Source organism: Syntrophales bacterium (genome assembly GCA_023229765.1).
In the GTDB taxonomy this organism is placed as follows: Bacteria; Desulfobacterota; Syntrophia; order Syntrophales; family UBA5619; genus DYTH01.
Genome location: JALNYO010000001.1, coordinates 295579 through 315009, shown reverse-complemented (window position 1 = coordinate 315009; position 19431 = coordinate 295579). Strand labels below are relative to the sequence as shown.

The following is a 19431-nucleotide window of genomic DNA, read 5'->3' as shown; positions in this document are numbered from 1 at the left end:
ATGAAACGGTATATCATTTATGCCCCTATATGGCATCATCGTAGTGGTGGTTTAATGGCTCTGTATAATTTACAGAAATCTTTGATTAGGAAGGGTTATGATTGTATTTACTATTGTTTTGGATCAGAGACTGCAGCGATAAATGAGGTGACCGATGATGACGTAATCATCTATCCTGAGATTGTTAATGGTAACCCTTTAAGGGCGAAGAATGTGGTTAGATGGTTGTTAAATGTTCCAGGTATTTGTGGCGGAGATGGTAAATATTTAAATACTGATATGGTGTTCTTCTATTTGCCTAAAGAAAAGTATACAAACATTCAAGGGCAGCCTCTTCGCATTCCTTTTTGGGATGATAATCTTAAGGACTTGGGATTACATAGAGAACATGATTGTATTTGGGTTTATAAAGGTGCTTGGAAAAAAAGAATACCGTTGGACGGTATAGAAATTACTCTCGATTGGCCTAAGTCAAAGCAGAAATTGATAGATTTATTGCAGAGGTGTAAAATTTTTATAGTTATGACGACACGACTTCTTTGGCCACTGAAGCTAAGATGTGTGGTTGTGATGTGAGATTGATAAATGCAGATGGGTCTGTAATACCTTTCCCGTTTCCTGTATCAAGCGAGGAATTTTTTGCTGGATGGAAAAAACAACTGGAGGATTTTATTCGGATAACGCAGTCTGAAATAGGTTATGACGATATCAATGAGTAATTGAAGAAGTTGATTTATAATCTGGGGCTATAAGAACGTCACAGGGCTTCTTGATACAGGTATTGTTTTTCAAAGCGGCAGGAAGATGGATTGACGGTATTTGAACATCATACGGATTTTAGGCAACAAAAAGAATGTAACTTATCTCCAGTCATTATTATCTTACAAAGGAAGTGACCTTATGATCTTGCAGGAACATGGAACTATCGTATGGGTTTCGGCATTTTATAATAGAACTGGTCTCGCTGGCGGATCACGGGCATGTGTAATGGCGCTGCACAATGCAGGATTCAAAGTCAGGGTGGTGAATGTTGGTGATGTTCAACCCGGAATAGACGACTGTGATATTGGTTTTTTTGAAACGCTTGAAAAGACCCCTGTCATTCCTCCGGTGTCGGCTATTTTCTTTCATAATCCGGCTGATGCATGGCTTACAGTCCAATTGCCGGAACCGCATGTCCGGATAATGATGACCGGATTTGTCGGAAAGAATGTGCCTCCCCAATGGATTGATATTTGCAGTCGTATGAACCAGGTCTGGTTTATGAGCGAGGCAGAAAAGTCCGCATGGTTAGCATCTGGCATTAATCCTGATAAAGTCCGCTTAGTTTCACCTCCGAATACATGGCAAATGTTACCTATAGTTCCGATATGCAAAAGAGGATTTGATACATCGAGCCAGGTTTTCCGGTTTTTATCTATAGGCACTTTTTCACCGAATCGCCGTTGGGAGGCACTGATTCAAGCTTATTTGGAAGAGTTTAAAGGAACAGGCGGCACCGAACTATACCTCAAGGTAAATTACCCTAACTGGCACCCGGTAAATGGTCAGCCACAAAGTGATTTATTTAACACGATCAAAACATTAAGAGAACAAACACAATCAGGAGCTAAAATTGTTATTGATGACGCGTTGGGGACAAGGCTGGATATTTTACGTCTTATTGACGGTTGCGATGTTTACGTTTCAACTGATGTTTCTGGCGCGTGTCCGGTTGCGGAGGCTGCCTTTCGCCATAAGCTGATTATCGCTTCCACAGAGTGGAACCCGCCAGAAAGCAATTTTTCCCTAACCTCGGAAAATGCTATTCTGATTCCATCGGGAAAAACCGGTACCGTATTGGTAGAAGGTGATATGTTAAACTATTTGCCACAATATCAGGGGGTCAGTTGGCCACTGCTTGATATTTCATTGACTAAACTGGCATTGCGTGAGGCGTATCAATTAACTCCTGCTCAACGGCAGAAAATGGGAAAATCCGTGAGCAAGCACTTCTGGAATTGCTATTCCCAAAACAAGATTGTCTGCCAGGTGTCAAGTTTTATAAAGGATGCCTGGTTATACAAACAACAAGCATTGGCTTCAGATGATGCCGACTTTCAAAGAAAGTTAAATTTAATCAAGCTATCCCGGGAGCAGTGCGCTTCCGATGTCTTGCCAGTGATTAATGATGTTCTGCAGCAAGGACAAGATCGTGCGGACGTTCTGTCTTTGTGCGGTTTGGTTCTGCTCGACATGGATGAACTACCAAGAGCCGAAAGTGTGTGGCAGCAATTACCGTGGTACAGCTCTTTAACTCATCCCGATGTGATGGCCTTGTTAGAGGGGCTGCTGCAAAAAGGCTCCAAAGAAATGACACTCCAACACTTAATCGAATTAGCCAAATCGGCCAAACTTGAAGGTGCCTGGACGCAAGCCATCAAACTGTTCAAAATAGCAATTGAGCGGTCTGGGTCAGATAAAAGCATCGCCTTTTTATGGCGGGACTTAGCAGACTGCTTCCGACAATTAGAAGATGAAACCACAGCCCAGGAAATGTTGGAAACAGCCTACAATATCGATCCAGATAATATAGATATTTTATCGGCGTTGGCAAAGCAGTATCTACACCAGGAACAGTACGATAGGGCAAATCTGTTAATAAATCAGGGTTTGAGCCAGAGTCCTAATAATGTTGATTTGCTAATTCTTAAGGGAAACTCGGCAATTGAGCAAAATGAATTTAACCAGGCATTTGACATATTTCAAGAGGTTAGTGTTATCGCACCGCAAACCTTGGCCCTTGAAGTTACCATTGAGCAATTGGCGGTAATTACCAGGAGAAAAGCAATACCCATTAAGAAAGATGCAGACAGGAGGCCACAAATGGCAGCGGGTTCTATATACACCAGACATATTATGGCAGATTTAATTACCAAATACGGGTTTGAAATTGGTGAATTTACCTACGGAAAGCCGGTTATTCGCTGGTGGGGTGAGGACGTTAAACTGAAGATTGGGCGGTATTGCTCGATTGCCGACAACGTAAAAATATATCTGGGTGGCAACCACCGGCACAACTGGGTAACAACCTACCCCTTCCCTTCGCCGCCGATGAACAAGGATTGGTCCAACACCAACAATCGGGGTTTGCCGACATTGCCCACCACCAAGGGTGATGTTGTCATTGGTAATGATGTGTGGATTGGAGACGATGCTGTAATTCTATCAGGAGTTACTGTGGGAGACGGCGCGGTTATTGCCGCACGCACAGTGGTGACCAAAGATGTGCCGCCCTATGACATTCTGGGCGGTAACCCGGCGCGCACTATTCGAAAGCGGTTTTCTGATGAGTCCATTGCAATGCTTCTGGAACTAAAGTGGTGGGATTGGCATGTGGACAAAATCAATGAATATATACCAAATTTATGTTCAGAGGATGTAAGCGAACTCTATACATCCGTGAAAACTGCAATGTCTGCAGGCGTTGATTTTTCAGCCGGAGTTGATCGGGGCAACTTCTTTACCGGTGAGAGGGCTATGCCTTTGGCACCGAATATGGATCCGCAGATCATGCGGGAGCATTGGGCGAGATATCGTCATGTAGCTCCCATGGTTGCCGGTAAGCGTGTCCTGGATGTCGCTTGTGGGGCGGGATATGGGTCGGATATGCTGGCCGAAACAGCCCGACAGGTGGTAGGCGGTGATATTTCATCAGAAACGATAGCGTACTGCCGGGATCACTACCGGCGCGATAATCTGTCGTTTGAAGTTTTGGATATCAGGAATATTCCCTATCCGGATCAGTCATTTGAGATGGTGAATAGTTTTGAAACCTTGGAACATGTTGCGGAAGGGGAGAAGTTTTTACAGGAGGTCACTCGGTTGCTGACCGACGACGGCATGTTCGTCGTTTCTACGCCTCTGGGTGGGCCGGTAGGCAATCCGTATCATGTTGCTTATTACCAAAGTGGCACATTTTCTTCTTACCTGCTTGGTTTTTTTGAGGATGTTAAACTGCTGTTTCAAGATGGTGATCAATTTTACGAGAAAACTAAATCGCCATATTACGCACCTACGTTTACAGGTGAATATGCCCTCGCGTTTTGCAGAAAGCCCCGGTTGCGGAAACAAACACTAACCTCTATCATCATCCTCGCCTTCAATCAGCTCAAAGACACCAAACTCTGCCTACAAAGTATCGAAAATCATACGCCCCAACCCTACGAGTTGATTCTCGTGGACAACGGCTCAACCGACAACACACTGGACTACTTGCAAAAATATGCGGATGATCATAGCAACGTGCAAGTGATCGCCAATAAAGAGAATCTGGGTTTTGCGGCCGGAAATAATCAAGGGCTGGCCGTGGCCAAGGGAAATTACGTGCTGATGCTTAACAATGATACCGTCGTGGCCAAGGGATGGTTGGGACGTATGTTAGCGGTATTTGAGCGGTATCCGGAAGTGGGTATCGTCGGCCCGGTTTCCAACAATGTTTCGGGACCACAGCAAGTAAGGGAAGCTTCTTACCGGACTCTCAAGGATATGCCTTCCTTCGCCAAAAAGTGGTCGGCTGAACATGTTGGGAAGAGCTTGGAATATCAGAGGGTTGTCGGTTTTTGTTTACTCGCTAAGCGGGCAGTCATTGACCGAATTGGCGGTTTGGACGAAAAATTCGGCAGCGGCAATTTTGAAGATGACGATTTTTGTCTGCGGGCAGCGGCGGCAGGCTACAAAGCCCGCATCGCGCTGGATGCCTTCATCCACCATACGGGCAGTCAAACATTCAAAGGCGCGGGAATTAATTATCAGCAAAGCCTGTTGCGCAATTGGGAAATATTCAAGACAAAGTGGAAGCTGCCGCAAGACTTACACTATGGAGCTAACTATTCCATTAATCTGGACACACGAGATTTATCCCGATATTATATTCCTCTTTCCCCCGGAGCCGGGATCAGCCCATCGATCATCAATACACCCACCCGCGAGGAAGCAGAAGCTACAGCAGCCGCCATTGCCATGTTTGAAAAAATGGTAGAGGATGCGCAAACCGACGGTAATTGGGAACGGGCGATTCAACTGTTGACTGAGGAATTGAATCATAATCATACAAGTGATGAGGTTGTATCGCTGTGTAATGCCCTGGGCTACAGCTACTTTATGGCTGGCCTGCCCCGGCAGGCAGAGATTGCTTTTAAAAGCGGCCTGGCAATTAACTCCCGTAATCTTGATTTGCTTAACAATATTGCCAGTTTATACATGCAGCAGGAAGAGTACGACAACGCCGCCGACTATGTGAACCGCGCCCTGCGGCTCGACCCGCATGATGTGGGAGCGCTTGGCACACTGGGCGATTGCGCGATCAAACTTGGAAAGTTCAATGTGGCACTGCGAGCCTATGAACAGGTAAAAAAGCTGTCGCCCGCCACCGATGGCATCGACCAAACGATAGCCGACCTGGCGCGCTTAGCTAAAGCAGAGGCCTCCGCACCGGATAAGACTACCCCCAACCCCACGCCCGCCCAAGGAGCAATAAAGTGAATAAAAAAGTGGTAAGAAAGACGAAAAAGAAACCCACGATATCCCTCTGCATGATCGTAAAAAATGAAGAAGCCTTTCTTGCTCAGTGCCTTGAAAGCGTCAAAGACTGCGTGGACGAAATAATCATCGTCGATACCGGTTCTACGGACAGAACCGCCGAGATTGCCAAAAATTACGGCGCCGGAATCTACCATCACCCCTGGGAAAACGACTACAGTAAGCACCGCAACCAGTCGCTTTCCTACGCCACCGGCGACTGGATATTTATCCTCGACGCCGACGAAGAGCTGTTTGCCGAAGATAATCATAAAGTAAGACATGCGGTAAGAGATAATAAGGTCGATTATTACCATTGTCAGTTTCACGATATTATGAAGGATGGAAGCGTCAAGGGCATCTTCAACTTAGTCAGGCTTTTTCGCAACAACCGGGGAATGAACTTTACCCAGAAGGTTCACGAGCAGTTGCAGATCAAGGGAAAGGGCGCCTTCAGCGCCATAAGACTCAGACATTACGGTTATGACCTGTCCCCGGAGAAGATGAATGCGAAACATATCCGGACGATAACCCTGTTGAAAGAAATGCTGGAAACGCCGCCTGCCGAAGTTTACACTGAAGCTTACCTTCTTCATCAACTGGCTTCCTCCTATTCCATGCATCGAGAACCTGACAAAGCTGTGGAGTATGGAGAAATGGCTCTGGAAGTCATAAGTCGTAAGAAATTGAGATATGATTTTTGTGTAACGACATTCTCAATGGTTGCTCGGGGGTACTGTGCCCTGGGGAAATTTGATGATGCCGAACGTATCTGCATAAAAGCCCTTGATTACTTTCCCATGAACATGGACGTCTGTCACATCCTTGCGGCGATATATTGGGACCGGAAGTCTTTCGAGCAATGCCGGACCATCTCGGAACGTTATCTTGACATCCATGAAGCATATACAAAGAATCCCTCCCTAATGGGGGGATTTTATTGTAAAAGCATTGTTAAAAGGCATGAAATCTTCAACTACCTGGGCAAACTGCATTTTGTTGCAAAAGAATGGGAGAAGGCGGAAGAGTTTTTTATCAAAGCCTTCGAGGATTCCGGCAGGCGCATGGCATGGGCAGAAATCATTTGCCGTTTCTATCTTGAAGAGCAAGAGTATGAAAAGTTCCTGCGATGGCTGACTATGGCCTATGAGACAGGGATGCGTGAGAACATCGTCCCTGATATTCTGCAAGTCCAAAACAAGCTGTATTCAAAAATCGGACAAATTTTCCTGCAACGGAACAACCCTGATGCCGCCTATGACTGCCTGCAAAAAGCCGATGATGAATATCTCTCCGGGGATGAAAAAATTGCAAAGAGACTGCACCTGGCAAGGCTCAGTTGGATGAAGGATGAAACAGACGAAATGATTGGTCATTTAGAGAATCTCCTGTCGCTCCTGCAGATGAATACGGAGCGCCGTCTTAATTCAATCGAGGATCTGGGGCGGATTGTTTACGACATTGCTGAGGTTTTTTGCGGCCGCGGCCAATGGCCGCTGGCTGAACCGGCCCTCCAACTGGCGATTCAGATCGCTCCTGAAGTGTTCGATCACGCCAGGTTTAACCGGCTGCTTCCGGGCGACAAACCTGCAGGTAATAACCCCGCGTAAAGAAAAAACATTGCTTTTGCATTAAAGTTCCGGACTCCCCTTACCGATAATAGTATCAAACGAGGCAAAAGCAGAAAAAAGGGGAGGAGGTGAAAAAGGAGCGGCAGCGGTGATCGGGGACAGAACTGGATGAAACCCGGTTAAAAAAGTAAAACTTGTTAAACCATGTCCGGCAAGGATGCCGGAATTAAAAAATCAAGGAGGATAAAATCATGTCATTAAGAATTCAGAACAACATCGCGGCAATGAACACACAGAGGAACCTGGGTATTTCCGACGCCAATATGAGTAAATCGCTGGAAAGGCTGTCTTCGGGTTACCGGATCAACTCCGCCAAGGACGATGCGTCGGGTCTGGCCCAGTCCATGGGGTTGCGGGCAGATATCGCCTCCACTAAGGTTGCACAGAGAAATATTGCGCAGGCAAACGCCAGCCTGCAGAGTGCGGAAGGCGCCATGAGCACGGTCGGCGACATCCTCACCCGTATGAAGGAACTGGCCACCCAGGCAGCCTCTGCCGGCGCCGATACTGCAAAGATTGATACCGAGTTTGATAATCTTAAACTTGAAATTGACCGGATTGCAGGGGCCAATGAGAGTGCTACTGGGCTCTATCAGATTGGCTACACAAGTACCACCGCTGATTCACAAATCTCTGTCTCCGTCAATGGTTTCAATGCGGCCTCGCTCGGCCTGACTAGCACCTCAGTCGACTCTGGTACAAACGCCGTGTCAGCTATGGGAGTAATTGATTCAGCCATCAGCTCACTTGCAGTAGCCCGCGCTGGTGTCGGTTCCGACCAGAACCGCCTTGCTTATGCGGCCAGCAACCTTGCTGTGACGCTGGAGAACATGACGGCGAAGGATTCGGTCATCCGAGACGTCGATATGGCGGAGGAAATGACGAACTTCACCAAGAACCAGATCCTCGTCCAGGCCGGCACCTCCATGTTGGCGCAGGCGAACATGGCCCCGCAGCAGGTTCTCTCGTTATTCCAGTAAACACCTTTAAAACCCTTTTTTGCCTGACTCCCCGCACCTTCGGGTGCGGGGAGTTTAGGGGAGAATTACCATGGCCACAAGCACCAGTATGATAAGCGGCCTTTCCAGCGGCATCGATTGGCAGACGATGATAACGCAGCTCATCGCGATCGATCATCAGCGCGTTGATCTCGTCTCGGCAAAAAAGACGGACACCGCAAACAAGCTGACCGAGTGGCAGTCGCTCAATACCAAGCTCCTGTCGCTGAAGACTGCTGCCGGCAATCTGAAAAGCCTGGAAGATTTCGGCCTCTACAAATCAACGATGACAACCGACAGCTCCACTGTAACGGCTTCCGACCTGTTGAGTGTGACGACGTCGGAATCCGCTTCACTGGGGTCGTATTCCCTTAAAATTAACAACACCGCCTCCGCTCAGAAGCTCTCTTCCGGCTCCTTCGCCAGCGCGTCCAGCGCGCTCGGCGCCGGCTACACCGGCGACATTCTGATTAACGGCCAGGTTATAACTGTTTCTGCTGCGGACACGCTGACCAACCTGAAGGACAAGATCAACAACGCCAATTCCGGGGCAAGTCCGACGGGCGTGGCAGCCGGTATTATCGGTTACGGAACGAGCGATTACCGGCTGGTACTCACCAGCGACCATACGGGCGCCGCCGGCATCGGCCTGCTCAACGGAGGGGCAACGGACATCCTCAACAAGTTAGGATTCACAGACACCAGCCGGACGGCAAAGAATCACCTGGCCGGCGCGGACCAGACGGACCGCTTTACCAGCACAAATGAGTCCATCCAGTCTCTGCTCGGCCTGACAACAGCACAGACGTCGGCCGTCGGCGAAATCATGATCAACGGCCAGGCGGTTGGCGCCATCGACCTCAGCACGGACACGCTCAACTCGCTGCAAACCAAACTGTCCGCTGCCGGACTTACGGCTTCCATTACGACGGAAACGGAGGATGGCCAGACCTATTATCGCTTGATGGTGTCCGGCTCGGCCAATACCTACACAGACAAGAACAATATCCTCGAGACGCTGGGTTTCATCAAGGGAGGCGTCTCGGATGTCTTCGGCGTCACCGGCGATGTCGCCAATACCTCCGCGGGAGCCGTCATCACCGCCGCTACTCTTATAAAGGACATCGACGGCTATACAGGCTACTCCAGCACGGACTATATTCACCTCGGAGGAACAAAAGCGGGTGGGGGCGCCGTATCCGACGATACGCTGCTACTTTCCGATACATCGACCGTCGGCGATCTCCTGGCGAAGATAGAGTCCCTTTTCGGCAATGTAACCGCATCTATTACAGACGCCGGAGAGTTGCTGGTTGTGGATAACTCCACAGGGGCAAGTTCCCTGGCCCTGGAGATTGATGTAAGAAACAGCGGCGGAACAAGCGACGGCACGCTGCTTTATGACATGGACAGCAATCTCGGCAGCGCCGCATCGATCCGGGCTCGCCAGATCGTAGCCGGGGCGGATGCATCCATTGAGATCGACGGCGTAAGCATAACAAGCGCGACCAATACGATTGACGATGTTTTGGCCGGCGTCACGCTCGATCTGCTAAAAGCTGATGCCAACACCACAGTGAACCTCAACATCGGCCGAGACATCGACGCGATCATGGAGAAGGTCAACACCTTCGTTTCGAGTTACAATGCCATTTCGTCGTATATTCACACCCAGACTTCCTATGATGCGGCAAATCAGAAGGCGGGCGGGGTTCTCTTCGGCGAAGGGACGCTCGCCTCCGTAAAAGCGGATCTGACATCGATCCTGATCCAGAGTGTCTCGGGCGTTTCCTCCGCGTATTCGACTTTGGGTCTGGTCGGCGTCAGTGTGGATATAGAAGGAACACTTTCCGTCGATAGCGAGAAGCTGCGCGGCTACCTGACCACGAACTTCAATGACGTGCAGAATCTTTTTGCCGCAAACGGGACAACCAGCGTTGGTTCGCTTGAATACATCAACCATACCCTCAAAACGGAGCAGGGTGAATACACGGTCCATATCACGACGGCGGCCACACAAGGCACATCGGCGCCGTCAACCAATACCAGCCTGAGCGGCGATGAAACGCTGACAATTACCGCGGGGGCCAATACGGCCGTTGTGAATCTGACGAGCGGCATGGACATGACCCAAATTGTGAGCGCCGTAAACAGCGAATTGGAGGCACAGGCGATGGCCATCTCGGCATCCGCCGATTCCGGGGGCCACCTTGTTCTTAATCAAGACAGTTACGGGGCAGGATACAGTTTCACCATCCACCAATTGAGCAACCTCCTGTGGACCGGTGGCGACCAAACAGTCAATAACGGCGTCGATGTAGCCGGGACGATCAACGGGGAAGCGGCAACCGGTTCCGGCCGGGTTCTGACGGGGAGCTCCGGGGATGCGAACATCGATGGCCTGGTGGTAAAATACACGGGGACAGACGGCGGTGTCGATGCCGGAACGGTAAAACTGACCTTTGGCGTGGCCGAGCTTTACGACCGCGCTCTGTTTAATATAACCGATACCATTGACGGCTATCTCGCTTTTAAACAGGAGTCCCTCCAGGACAGCATTAGCGGGTATGAAACACAGATTGATGAAATGGAAGCGCGGCTGGAACTAAAAAGGGAGCAGATGATCAACCGTTTTGTGCAGATGGAGCTCGCCATGCAAAAGATTCAGAACCAGAGCAACTGGCTCGCCGGGCAGCTCGATGCCGCTTCAAATGGTTGGGGCAGTAGATGATCACAACAAGAAAGAAGGGGTGAACGTTCATGTATCAAAGTGCAATGAGTACGTATCAGCAGTCAAATTTTTTTACCGCCAGCCCGGCGAAACTGGTTCTGATGTGTTACGATGGAGCAATCAGCAACCTGAAGCTGGCCAGAGACGCTTATCTTGAAAAAGATTTTTATTCCAAGGGAAAAGCGCTCGAAAAGACGTTTGACATTATACATGAACTTAATGCCTCATTGGATACGGAGAAGGGGGGCATTGTCGCCGCAAACCTCCGGGGGTTGTATATGTATCTGATACAGTCCTTGACGGAAGCCGACTTGAAGAGGGATATCGCTGTCTTTGACAGATCAATCAGAATACTCGAAGAGTTGGCAACTGCCTGGAGGGCAATTTCTACGTCCAAAGAGGTCAGCGCTGCCGAAGAGCCACTGCCGGCGAGGGCAAAGTCCTACAGCCTTTCCAACAGCAAGCCCGCCTTAGCGATGGCCTGGGCATAGTTGTCGGGTAAGATTGGCAGCCTGGATAAACCAACATAAGAATGGCCTGAAACCGGCAAAGGGTGGATGCAGTGAGCGGTCACAATGATGTAAAAATTGCCGCCTTGGAGAAAAAATTAAAGGCTTGCGACGATTTCCTGGCCTCTACCCTGAAACTGAAAGAGGAGCTTGAAAAGGATGACGCAAAAGCGGCGGCTGAACTTCTCAAGCGTCGCAGCGGAATAATCGCGACGATTGATGAGCTTGATCGGCGCATTGCCGGTTATTCGTCATCCCCTGCGGACAAAAGCTCTGCCGTCATCACGAGAATGGGGAAAATAACGGGAGCGATAAACGAAAGACTCAAACAGGTTATTGTTGTAAATCAGGAATGCGAAGCCCTTACAGTAGTCAGGCAGCAGGAATTAAGAAACGAACTTGCGGCCGTTAACCGGGAAGCGGAAGGACTGCGCGGATATGCCCAGCGTGGGGTAAAACCCCCAAGATTTCTGAATATAAGGACTTAATTCGCTAAATATTGCAGTTACTATTAAAAATGCTGATAATACATATAGAGAGGCAATTGCAAAACCATTTGTCATTCCCGAAAGCGAAGCTTAATGTTCATAATATGGTTTTTCAAGCAGTTAGAACCAGATTATGAACATTAAACTTCGTTTTCCCGCTCAGAATCGTTGCGGGAATGACAAGAATGGGGAGTTTTGCAATTACCTCGAGAGCTAAAAAAATGAGGGGAGGTAAAAAAAATGAACGTCAACGCAGTTGAGACAGGGGGAGGAATCGCCAATGCCTCCGTTGTTGCAGCGCCGCCAGTGCCGTCTGGAGTTGATACTTCCAGCAGAAATAAAGCCGAAGAGGAAGTTGCGCCCAGCAAATCGCAAATCCGGGAAATGGTTGCCGAGATGCAGGGTCAGATCGACAGCATGAACGTCAGTCTGAGTTTTTCAACTTATGGAGAGAAAGGCGAACATATGGCTGTGGTGGTTGCAGACAAAGAAACCGGCGAGGTAATCCGTGAAATTCCCTCGAAAGAAATACAGAGACTGTATGCCAAAATGAGCGAAATAGCGGGATTTATCTTCGATCGCCAGATCTAAAAGTATCAAAACCGGAGCCAAATACTGGCCGTTAGTCGACATATACCAGTTACACGGAGCAAACTATATTGCTACGGCGCTGCGGGTAAGCTTGCCGGATTGAGGCTGCCCTCATGTTCATTAACATCCGCCAGATCATACTGAATCGGATAATCAGAATTCCCAAGTACCACTTGGCTGGCGGTTCTTTTTTCGGCATTGATCAGGATCGGCGCCCGTAGGTTAGCAGTTATCTTGAGTGGATTTGAGCGGACGGTTACTATAGCCAGAATAGCAATATCCTTATCTTCCTTAATATCCAGCAATTCCAGATCGCCCTCAGTAAAGGTCGGCGCATAATCAGGCTTTACGGGCAGCGGGTTGACAACAACAAACGCCACGGCAGGATCGTCAACCGACTGGAGCCACCAGAGGTGCGTTTTTTCATTGTTTTGCAGCAATACAAACCGCTTGAGCTGCTCAAAGCCGAGGATAGCGCCTTTCATGACAATGAATTCCGCTTCGTTGACATCAATATCGCCAAAACGCGTCGTGTTGATTTTCATGGCTTCCTTTCGTTTTTAAATAGGGACAGAGCCCCTATTTTACCTTGAGAAATAGGGGCTCTGTCCCTATTTAACTCAAACGCCCCCGCCAAGAGGTTTTCCTCCTGGATCAGCTGATAGACCTCGCCGCGGTGAACGGAGACCCCGACGGGGGCTTCAATCCCTATCCGCACGTGCTTCCCTTTAATATCCAGCAGGGTTATCCTGATGTCGTCGCCGATTGCAATCTGTTCTCCCAACTTCCGTGTCAGGATCAGCATTATCCCACCCTCTTATTTTATGAAATCCAGGATCGTATTCTGACCCAACTTCGCCGCCGTGGCATAGGAGGCCTGCAGGGCCAGTTCTTTCATCGCGAGCGTAGTCGCCAATTCCGTGATGTCCGCATCTTCCGTTTTTGACGTCAGATCCGCCAGTTTCAGGCTGAAATCCTGCAGATTGCTATCGGCAAGCTCCAACCTGTTCATCGTGGCGCCGACTTTTGATATGGAGAGACTGACCTGCTGCCGGGCATCTTCCAGTTTATCCATCTGGGCCAGGATGCCCTCCTGGTCATTGTTTTCCAGAGCCTTCTTCAAGTCATCCAGTGTTTTAAGGATATCCGTCCCGCCGCTGCTACCCGCAAACGCGTCCGCTCCCGTCACATTGTAGGAGATTGTTGCGCCCTTGCCGATATCAACGGATAAATTATCATCATTGCCGTTATAATACCCCTCGGGATAGGCATGAACGGAAAACAGATCATCTGCCGTCAGATGTTCAGCGCCGCTGTCGGTAAAGGTCAAGGTTACGCCATCCCCCAGAGTGACGGTTCCCGTATCAGGATCGGTCTGCGCCGCGCCCCATGTCTTACCGCCGTCGGCAGAAACTTTATAGGTTGCATCGGCCAGCGTTCCTCCGGTTATGATCTTCACCGCATAAGTTTTGTTCGTTGTCCCCGTATAGGCGCCGCCTTTTGTCACGGTTCCGTCAAAGCTGTTTGCCGAAGCCGCTGCCGGATCATCAACCCTTGCCGCCCCGGAAGTAGCGGAAAAGGGGGCCACATCCATGCGGGAGCCGGAAAAAATATACCTGTTCCCGTACTGCGAGTTGGCCAGCGAAAGCATTTCCTCTTTGAGCTGGCGTACATTTTCCGCCGCGATCCTTCTTGTTTGCGCCGTTGCCGTGGCCGTCCCCTGGCCGATGGCGATCTCCGACGCCTTTGTCAGCAGTTCATTGGCGCCGGCAAGCTTCGATTCCGTCACGTTAAGCCAGCCGCTGCTCGCGTCTATATTGCGCTGGTACTGGTCAAGGGAAGCCTTGGACTGCCGATAGTCCAGCAGCATGGTCATTCCCAGCGGATCGTCGGAAATCTTGTTTATCCGCTTTTGGCTCGCCATCTTCTCCAGGACGCTGTTATACTGGCCCTGGACATTCGACAAGGAGGCAGAGGTCGTGTTGAATTTCATGTTTTCCGTAATGCGCATTACCATGGCAATCCTCTTAAACTAATTAACCAATTGCATCAAAGTAGCCAACATTTCATTGACCGTGCTTACCAGTTTCCCCGACGTATTGTAGGACATCTGGTACTTGATAAGATTCATCATCTCCTCGTCCAGCGAGACCCCCGATACGGATTCTCGTCTGTTGGTCAACTGCGTCATCACGGAGGTGCGGTAGTCCACGTTATTTTTCGCATCAGCCACATCCTGCCCGATCTCTCCGACCAGGGAGCCATAATAGTCGTTAAGGGTAGAAGTGCCCCCGCTCATTACCGATTTTTCCCGGATCTGTCCGATGAGAAGGGCGTTTTCTCCATCGCCGTTGACAGTTGACGCGGCGGCAATTTTGTTGAAGTCAGAAACAATCGCGGCGCTTACCCGGAAACTGCCGGCGTCAACTTCCGTTGCCGGGGCGGCTGGCGGGTCAAAAAAATCACCGCCGACATTGCCGCTGGCATCATAACCCTGCCTGTGGAGCGCATTCACCTCGGAAACAAGTTTCGCCACAAAGGAGTCAAGCTTGTCCCGATAACCGGGCACAAGGGTATCGCCGACCTCGACCAGCGCCGCAAGCCGGCCTTTTTCTCCGGAAACGATCGCGTTTTTCAAACTTTTATCGGAGTTGTCTGCATATACTATATCGCTTACTGTCCCTCCTTGAGTCTCCACCGCAAGCTGCCAGCTTTTAGAGCCGAGAATCAAAGACTGGCCGCCGGGCAGAAAAACATTTACGTTCCCCTTGTCATCCTCTGTGTAGCTTATATCAAGCATGTCGCTCAGATTCATTAACAGCTCCGTCCGACTGTCTTTAAGGGTATTGGCATCGCCCCTGTCTTCTGCATAACTTGTTATTTTACTGTTTAAATCCGCAATTTTGGAAAGAGTTATATTTATCTGTGAAACCACGTCGTCGATCCTGCTTCCCGCATCCGTCACAACCTGCGTAAGCTCGCTGTCAATCCTGCGAATCGTCGCGGTGAGATTCCCGGCCACAGAAAGCAGGGCATTTCTTGCCGCCTGCTGCCCGGGATTTGCCGAAGCCTCTTCCCAGGCGTTCCAGAACTTATTCAACAAGTCGCTTGGCCCCCCGCTGCTCTCCTGAAAAATCCCTTCTATCCTATCGAGTACATCGCTTTTCGCCTCGCCGTATCCCACGGTTTTAGCCTGATCAACTATCTGATTTTCGAGATATTTATCATAAGTTCGGGCAATGCCGGACACATTGACGCTGAACTGCGCGCGCGTTGCTGCGACGTCAGCGGAACCGACGGTCTGCAAAATAGGGCTCTGACGGGAATATCCGGGCGTGTTTACATTCGCTATGTTTGAACCAGTCAAACCTATTGCCAACTGGTAGGTCAGCAAACTATCCTTGGACGTATTCAGAACGCTGTTTAGAGACATTTCGTCACCCTTTACTGTTGACTACCCGGCCTTGCAGGCTGTCCGTTTTGAGCTGCCCCGTACGTTCGTAATTGGCGCCGGCCGACAGGAGATTATTGACAAAATCAAGAGAACCGCGCACATAGGAAAGAGAAAAATCGAGCAAACCCATATTTTTTGCATTCGCTTCATTTATCGCCTTGATGAGGGGAAAAAGAATCTGGCGCTGAGACTCCAACTGGGCGGCGCGACCTGCATCGCAATAGGCGGAAATAACTGTAAAATTAATTTCCTTTCCTTTTTTCCCCAGAGCCCAGGCAATGTCTCGCACGAGTTTCGACCGCTCTTCCTCCAGCAGCCGGGCTTTAAATACGCAGTCATCCTTTTTGGCATTGCTGGCCGCTATGGAATCGAGCCCAGGCTTCATCAGAACGTCTGCTTCTTCAGCAATGATTTTCCCCAACTCCCGGTAAACATCAATCTCTTGTTCAATTACCGACAGCAAGGAATTAAGAAGGAGCTCAAAATTAGCCGCTTTTTTTAAACCCTGCCCAATATCCAAAATATCGTTCCCCCTTGGGTATTTTCAAAAGCAAGCCTCATGCCATAATCCAGCTTCCGCGTAAACCCCAGTTATGGCCGGCCCCGCCAGAGGCCGGGAGGATATTTAAGAGCTTATCAACTATAGAAGGGGTAATTTTTGTCTTTATGAAGGGAAATTTTTTCCTTAAAGCAGCAGAGGCAAATCAGGCAAAGATGTCCAGCAGAGACTCCTGTACCATCTTCCCCGCGATTTTGGCGCTGTCGATCTTATAAGAGCCGGTTTCTATCTGCGTCTTCAATGCCTGCACCACTTCCTCCCGCACCTCGGGAAGCTGTGCCACGGCATTTTTAATCTTGACAAAATCCTGTGATTTAGCGGAAATATCAACCGTTACATTCGGGGAAGAGGCGGTTCCTGCAGACCTGTCGAGAGCCTGACCCGCACCCGTCTGCCTGGCGCCGGCGTCCACACCGCTTGCGCCGCTGTTCTTCTCATAATAACTTGCCGCCTGCGAAGTCACATTTTTTATATCGCCAACTCCCATGCTTCAGCTCCTTTCACAACCTTTGAACATATTATCGGCAGCTTCCCCGACAAACTTTAATTTTTCTCCTGAAAGTTTTTGTCGGTGGCGGTTATCTGATCGAAGAGCATCTGTTGCAGGCCGAACCCGCCGTTCTTGGACAAATCCTCGGCAACCTTCTGATCGATCATCGAGTTGTAGGTTTCTTTACCCTGCATCTCCTGCAAAAGACCGCTTTTCGGGACGGCGCTCCGCATTTTTTGCAGCATATTGTAAATAAAGATCGATTCAAAATCGGCGCAGACCTTTTTCAGCTCCGCCTCCTTCGCCGCCCGCTCCTGCATTTTTTGGGAGGCAGCGGCTGTCTTTGTGCTGCCCGGGAATAAAACCTGTTTTATATCAACAATGCCGTCTCCCATAATAACCCCTCGTGGTCTGTCGTCTGACACTTAATCCCAATTATCAGACTTGTCAAATAATTTTCAGATCCGCCTGCAGGGCGCCGGCCGCCTTAATGGTCTGCATGATCGTGATCAGATCGCGCGGGGTAACCCCGACGGCGTTGAGCGCCCGGACGACATCTTGAATGGTAACACCCGCCTGGACAACCATCAACTGCTTTTTCTCCTCGTCAACCGTAGTCGTCCGCTCCGTTGTAGCAACGGTTTGTCCGCCGGGGGCGACAATAACATCCCCTCCCTTGCCGCTGACAGGGCCCTCTCCGCGAGCGGAAGGGGCGAACGGCTGCGGCTGGAAAACCTTTACCTCGTCCTTGATCTGGATGCTCAGGTTTCCGTGGGCAACGGCCACGGTTGAGATCCGGACATTGTCGCCCATAACCACGGTTCCGGTTTTTTCGTTCATGACGACAACCGCCCGCGAATCCACCGGCACATCGAGGTTTTCAATTTGCGAAACCAGTTCGGCCACGTTCACTGTCCCACTTTGGGGCAGAGCCAATGATACCGAGGTGGAGTCAAGCTCTTTGGCCGTCACATTTTTGATCGCGCCGTTGACTGCCGCCGCCAGGCGGGAGGCGGTGGTGAAATCCGGGTTGAAGAGGTTTAGCGTCAGGATACCGCTTTTTTCAAAATCGTACCGAAGCTGCCGCTCAACGGATGCGCCGCCGGCAATTCTTCCTGCGCCCGGATGATTTTTGACGCTCGAGCCTCCCCCGCCGCCGGCGGCAAATCCGCCCAAAACAACGGATCCCTGGGCGATCGCATAAACAGCCCCGTCGGCGCCTCTAAGCGGCGTCATCAAAAGCGTGCCCCCGTACAGGCTCTTCGCATTGCCCAGCGACGAAACGAGAACATCAAGCCCGCCACCCACCTTCGCAAAGGGAGGCAAAATCGCCGTCACCATAACCGACGCGACGTTGTCCGCCTTGATCGTCTTGTCCCGCATCGCGATGCCTTGCTTGCCCAGCATGTTTTTTATCGTCTCGGCGGTGAAGCCGTTTTTGACGTCGTCTCCCGTGCCCGCGAGACCGACAACCAGACCGTACCCGATCAACTGATTGTCCCGGACGCCGCTTATACCCGCAATATCCTTGATCCGGGCCGCATGGGAAACCGTACCGGAAAACAGTGCAAAACCCGCTAAGGCTATGATGAAGAACACTCTTCCCTTTTTCATTTTTCCAACCTCCGTGCCCAAAACGGGCCCAGTATAACGATAAAAACCATCACTGCCCTTTCCCCGTCGCGGGGCTCTTCCAATCTTTCCCTGCTTAAAACGGCCAGACATAATCGACTACCTTGGTCAGCCAGCCGGGCTTCATCTTGTCATTGATAACGCCGTCGCCGACATAATCTATCCGGGCGTCGGCAATGTACTGGGAGGAGATAAGATTGTCGGAGGTAATATCATCGGGACGGACGATGCCTCTGATCACCACGTACTGGCTCTCGCCGTTCATCTTCAATTGCCGCCACCCTTCAATGGCCAGATTGCCGTTGTCCATCACCTTCACCACCCGGGCCGTAATCTTTGTTGTAAAAGTGCTTCCCCGTGAGGTATCTCCCACCCCCTTCAACGAGTTGGATGCCGAGCCTCCGACCTGAATCGACGGATTCAATTTGGCATTCATCGCCTGGAGCGATTTGTCAAGCCCGAGCAGCCCGGTGATCCCCGCGGTTGTGCTGGAGTCACGACTGGTATTGGTGCTGGCCTTGCTTGTCCCCTGCGTTACTTCGCTAACGACAATGGTCACGATGTCGTTGACATATCTCGCCTTGTTGTCAGCAAAGAGGTTGTTTCTCGACCCCTCCCCCGGCCAGATCGAACCGGGCTCGGCAAGCCGGGCCTCCGCCTGCGGGGTGGGGGGAATCGGGGGTGCATGACGAACATTGTCGTTATTCGAGGCACACCCAGCCAACAACAAAGAAGCAAACACCAAAACGATACCGGACATTCGCATAATTACCTTTTCCATCACGTTCA

The 19431-nt window shown here is 50.2% G+C and carries 16 protein-coding genes and 2 pseudogenes; 9 read left to right on the top strand and 9 right to left on the bottom strand.

Going from position 1 to position 19431, the window contains the following annotated elements; translation table 11 throughout:
• The 9 genes and pseudogenes from M0P74_01635 (at position 1) to M0P74_01595 (ending at position 12507) form a co-directional block, all read left to right on the top strand.
• The gene (locus M0P74_01635; protein ID MCK9362292.1) at positions 1-576 is read left to right on the top strand and encodes a hypothetical protein; all 576 of its coding nucleotides are present in this window, start codon (positions 1-3) and stop codon (positions 574-576) included.
• A 2583-nt stretch (positions 577-3159) separates the two neighbouring features.
• A pseudogene (locus tag M0P74_01630) lies at positions 3160-3318 on the top strand (antibiotic acetyltransferase).
• A 330-nt stretch (positions 3319-3648) separates the two neighbouring features.
• Entirely contained in the window at positions 3649-5523 is a 1875-nt protein-coding gene (locus M0P74_01625) for a glycosyltransferase (protein ID MCK9362291.1), read from the top strand.
• Complete coding sequence (locus tag M0P74_01620; GenBank protein MCK9362290.1) at positions 5520-7169, top strand: glycosyltransferase; 1650 nt, start codon at positions 5520-5522, stop codon at positions 7167-7169. The genes M0P74_01625 and M0P74_01620 overlap by 4 nt, the downstream gene beginning before the upstream one ends.
• A gap of 212 nt (positions 7170-7381) precedes the next feature.
• On the top strand, positions 7382-8170 hold the full coding sequence (locus tag M0P74_01615; protein ID MCK9362289.1) for a hypothetical protein: 789 nt from the start codon (positions 7382-7384) through the stop codon (positions 8168-8170).
• 70 nt (positions 8171-8240) lie between these two features.
• Positions 8241-10919 (top strand): flagellar filament capping protein FliD, encoded by a 2679-nt coding sequence (gene fliD, locus M0P74_01610; protein MCK9362288.1) that lies wholly within the window; start codon positions 8241-8243, stop codon positions 10917-10919.
• Between the two features lie 29 nt (positions 10920-10948).
• Positions 10949-11410, top strand: coding sequence for a flagellar export chaperone FliS (gene fliS / locus M0P74_01605; protein ID MCK9362287.1), 462 nt, complete (start codon positions 10949-10951; stop codon positions 11408-11410).
• A 71-nt stretch (positions 11411-11481) separates the two neighbouring features.
• Positions 11482-11916 carry a hypothetical protein gene (locus M0P74_01600; GenBank protein MCK9362286.1) on the top strand — a complete coding sequence of 145 codons (435 nt, stop codon included), beginning with the start codon at positions 11482-11484 and terminating at the stop codon, positions 11914-11916.
• 240 nt (positions 11917-12156) lie between these two features.
• A complete protein-coding gene (locus M0P74_01595; protein ID MCK9362285.1) occupies positions 12157-12507 on the top strand; it encodes a flagellar protein FlaG in 351 nt (116 codons plus the stop codon).
• Between the two features lie 71 nt (positions 12508-12578).
• Here M0P74_01595 and M0P74_01590 read toward each other — a convergent pair whose 3' ends face one another.
• The 9 genes and pseudogenes from M0P74_01590 to M0P74_01550 all read right to left on the bottom strand — a co-directional run bounded on the left by M0P74_01590 (position 12579) and on the right by M0P74_01550 (position 19423).
• A complete protein-coding gene (locus M0P74_01590) occupies positions 12579-13052 on the bottom strand; it encodes a flagellar assembly protein FliW (protein ID MCK9362284.1) in 474 nt (157 codons plus the stop codon).
• Positions 13053-13150: 98 nt separating this feature from the next.
• Positions 13151-13312 (bottom strand): annotated as a pseudogene (csrA, locus tag M0P74_01585) (carbon storage regulator CsrA).
• 12 nt (positions 13313-13324) lie between these two features.
• Entirely contained in the window at positions 13325-14524 is a 1200-nt protein-coding gene (gene flgL, locus M0P74_01580; GenBank protein ID MCK9362283.1) for a flagellar hook-associated protein FlgL, read from the bottom strand.
• Between the two features lie 15 nt (positions 14525-14539).
• Positions 14540-15940, bottom strand: coding sequence for a flagellar hook-associated protein FlgK (gene flgK, locus M0P74_01575; protein MCK9362282.1), 1401 nt, complete (start codon positions 15938-15940; stop codon positions 14540-14542).
• A gap of 4 nt (positions 15941-15944) precedes the next feature.
• Entirely contained in the window at positions 15945-16481 is a 537-nt protein-coding gene (locus M0P74_01570; protein MCK9362281.1) for a flagellar protein FlgN, read from the bottom strand.
• Positions 16482-16665: 184 nt separating this feature from the next.
• Entirely contained in the window at positions 16666-17007 is a 342-nt protein-coding gene (gene flgM / locus M0P74_01565) for a flagellar biosynthesis anti-sigma factor FlgM (GenBank protein ID MCK9362280.1), read from the bottom strand.
• 56 nt (positions 17008-17063) lie between these two features.
• Positions 17064-17405 carry a rod-binding protein gene (locus M0P74_01560; GenBank protein ID MCK9362279.1) on the bottom strand — a complete coding sequence of 114 codons (342 nt, stop codon included), beginning with the start codon at positions 17403-17405 and terminating at the stop codon, positions 17064-17066.
• 52 nt (positions 17406-17457) lie between these two features.
• Positions 17458-18624: a flagellar basal body P-ring protein FlgI gene (locus tag M0P74_01555; GenBank protein ID MCK9362278.1), complete on the bottom strand. Its 1167-nt coding sequence runs from the start codon at positions 18622-18624 to the stop codon at positions 17458-17460.
• 94 nt (positions 18625-18718) lie between these two features.
• On the bottom strand, positions 18719-19423 hold the full coding sequence (locus tag M0P74_01550; protein MCK9362277.1) for a flagellar basal body L-ring protein FlgH: 705 nt from the start codon (positions 19421-19423) through the stop codon (positions 18719-18721).
• Positions 19424-19431: the final 8 nt, after the last annotated feature.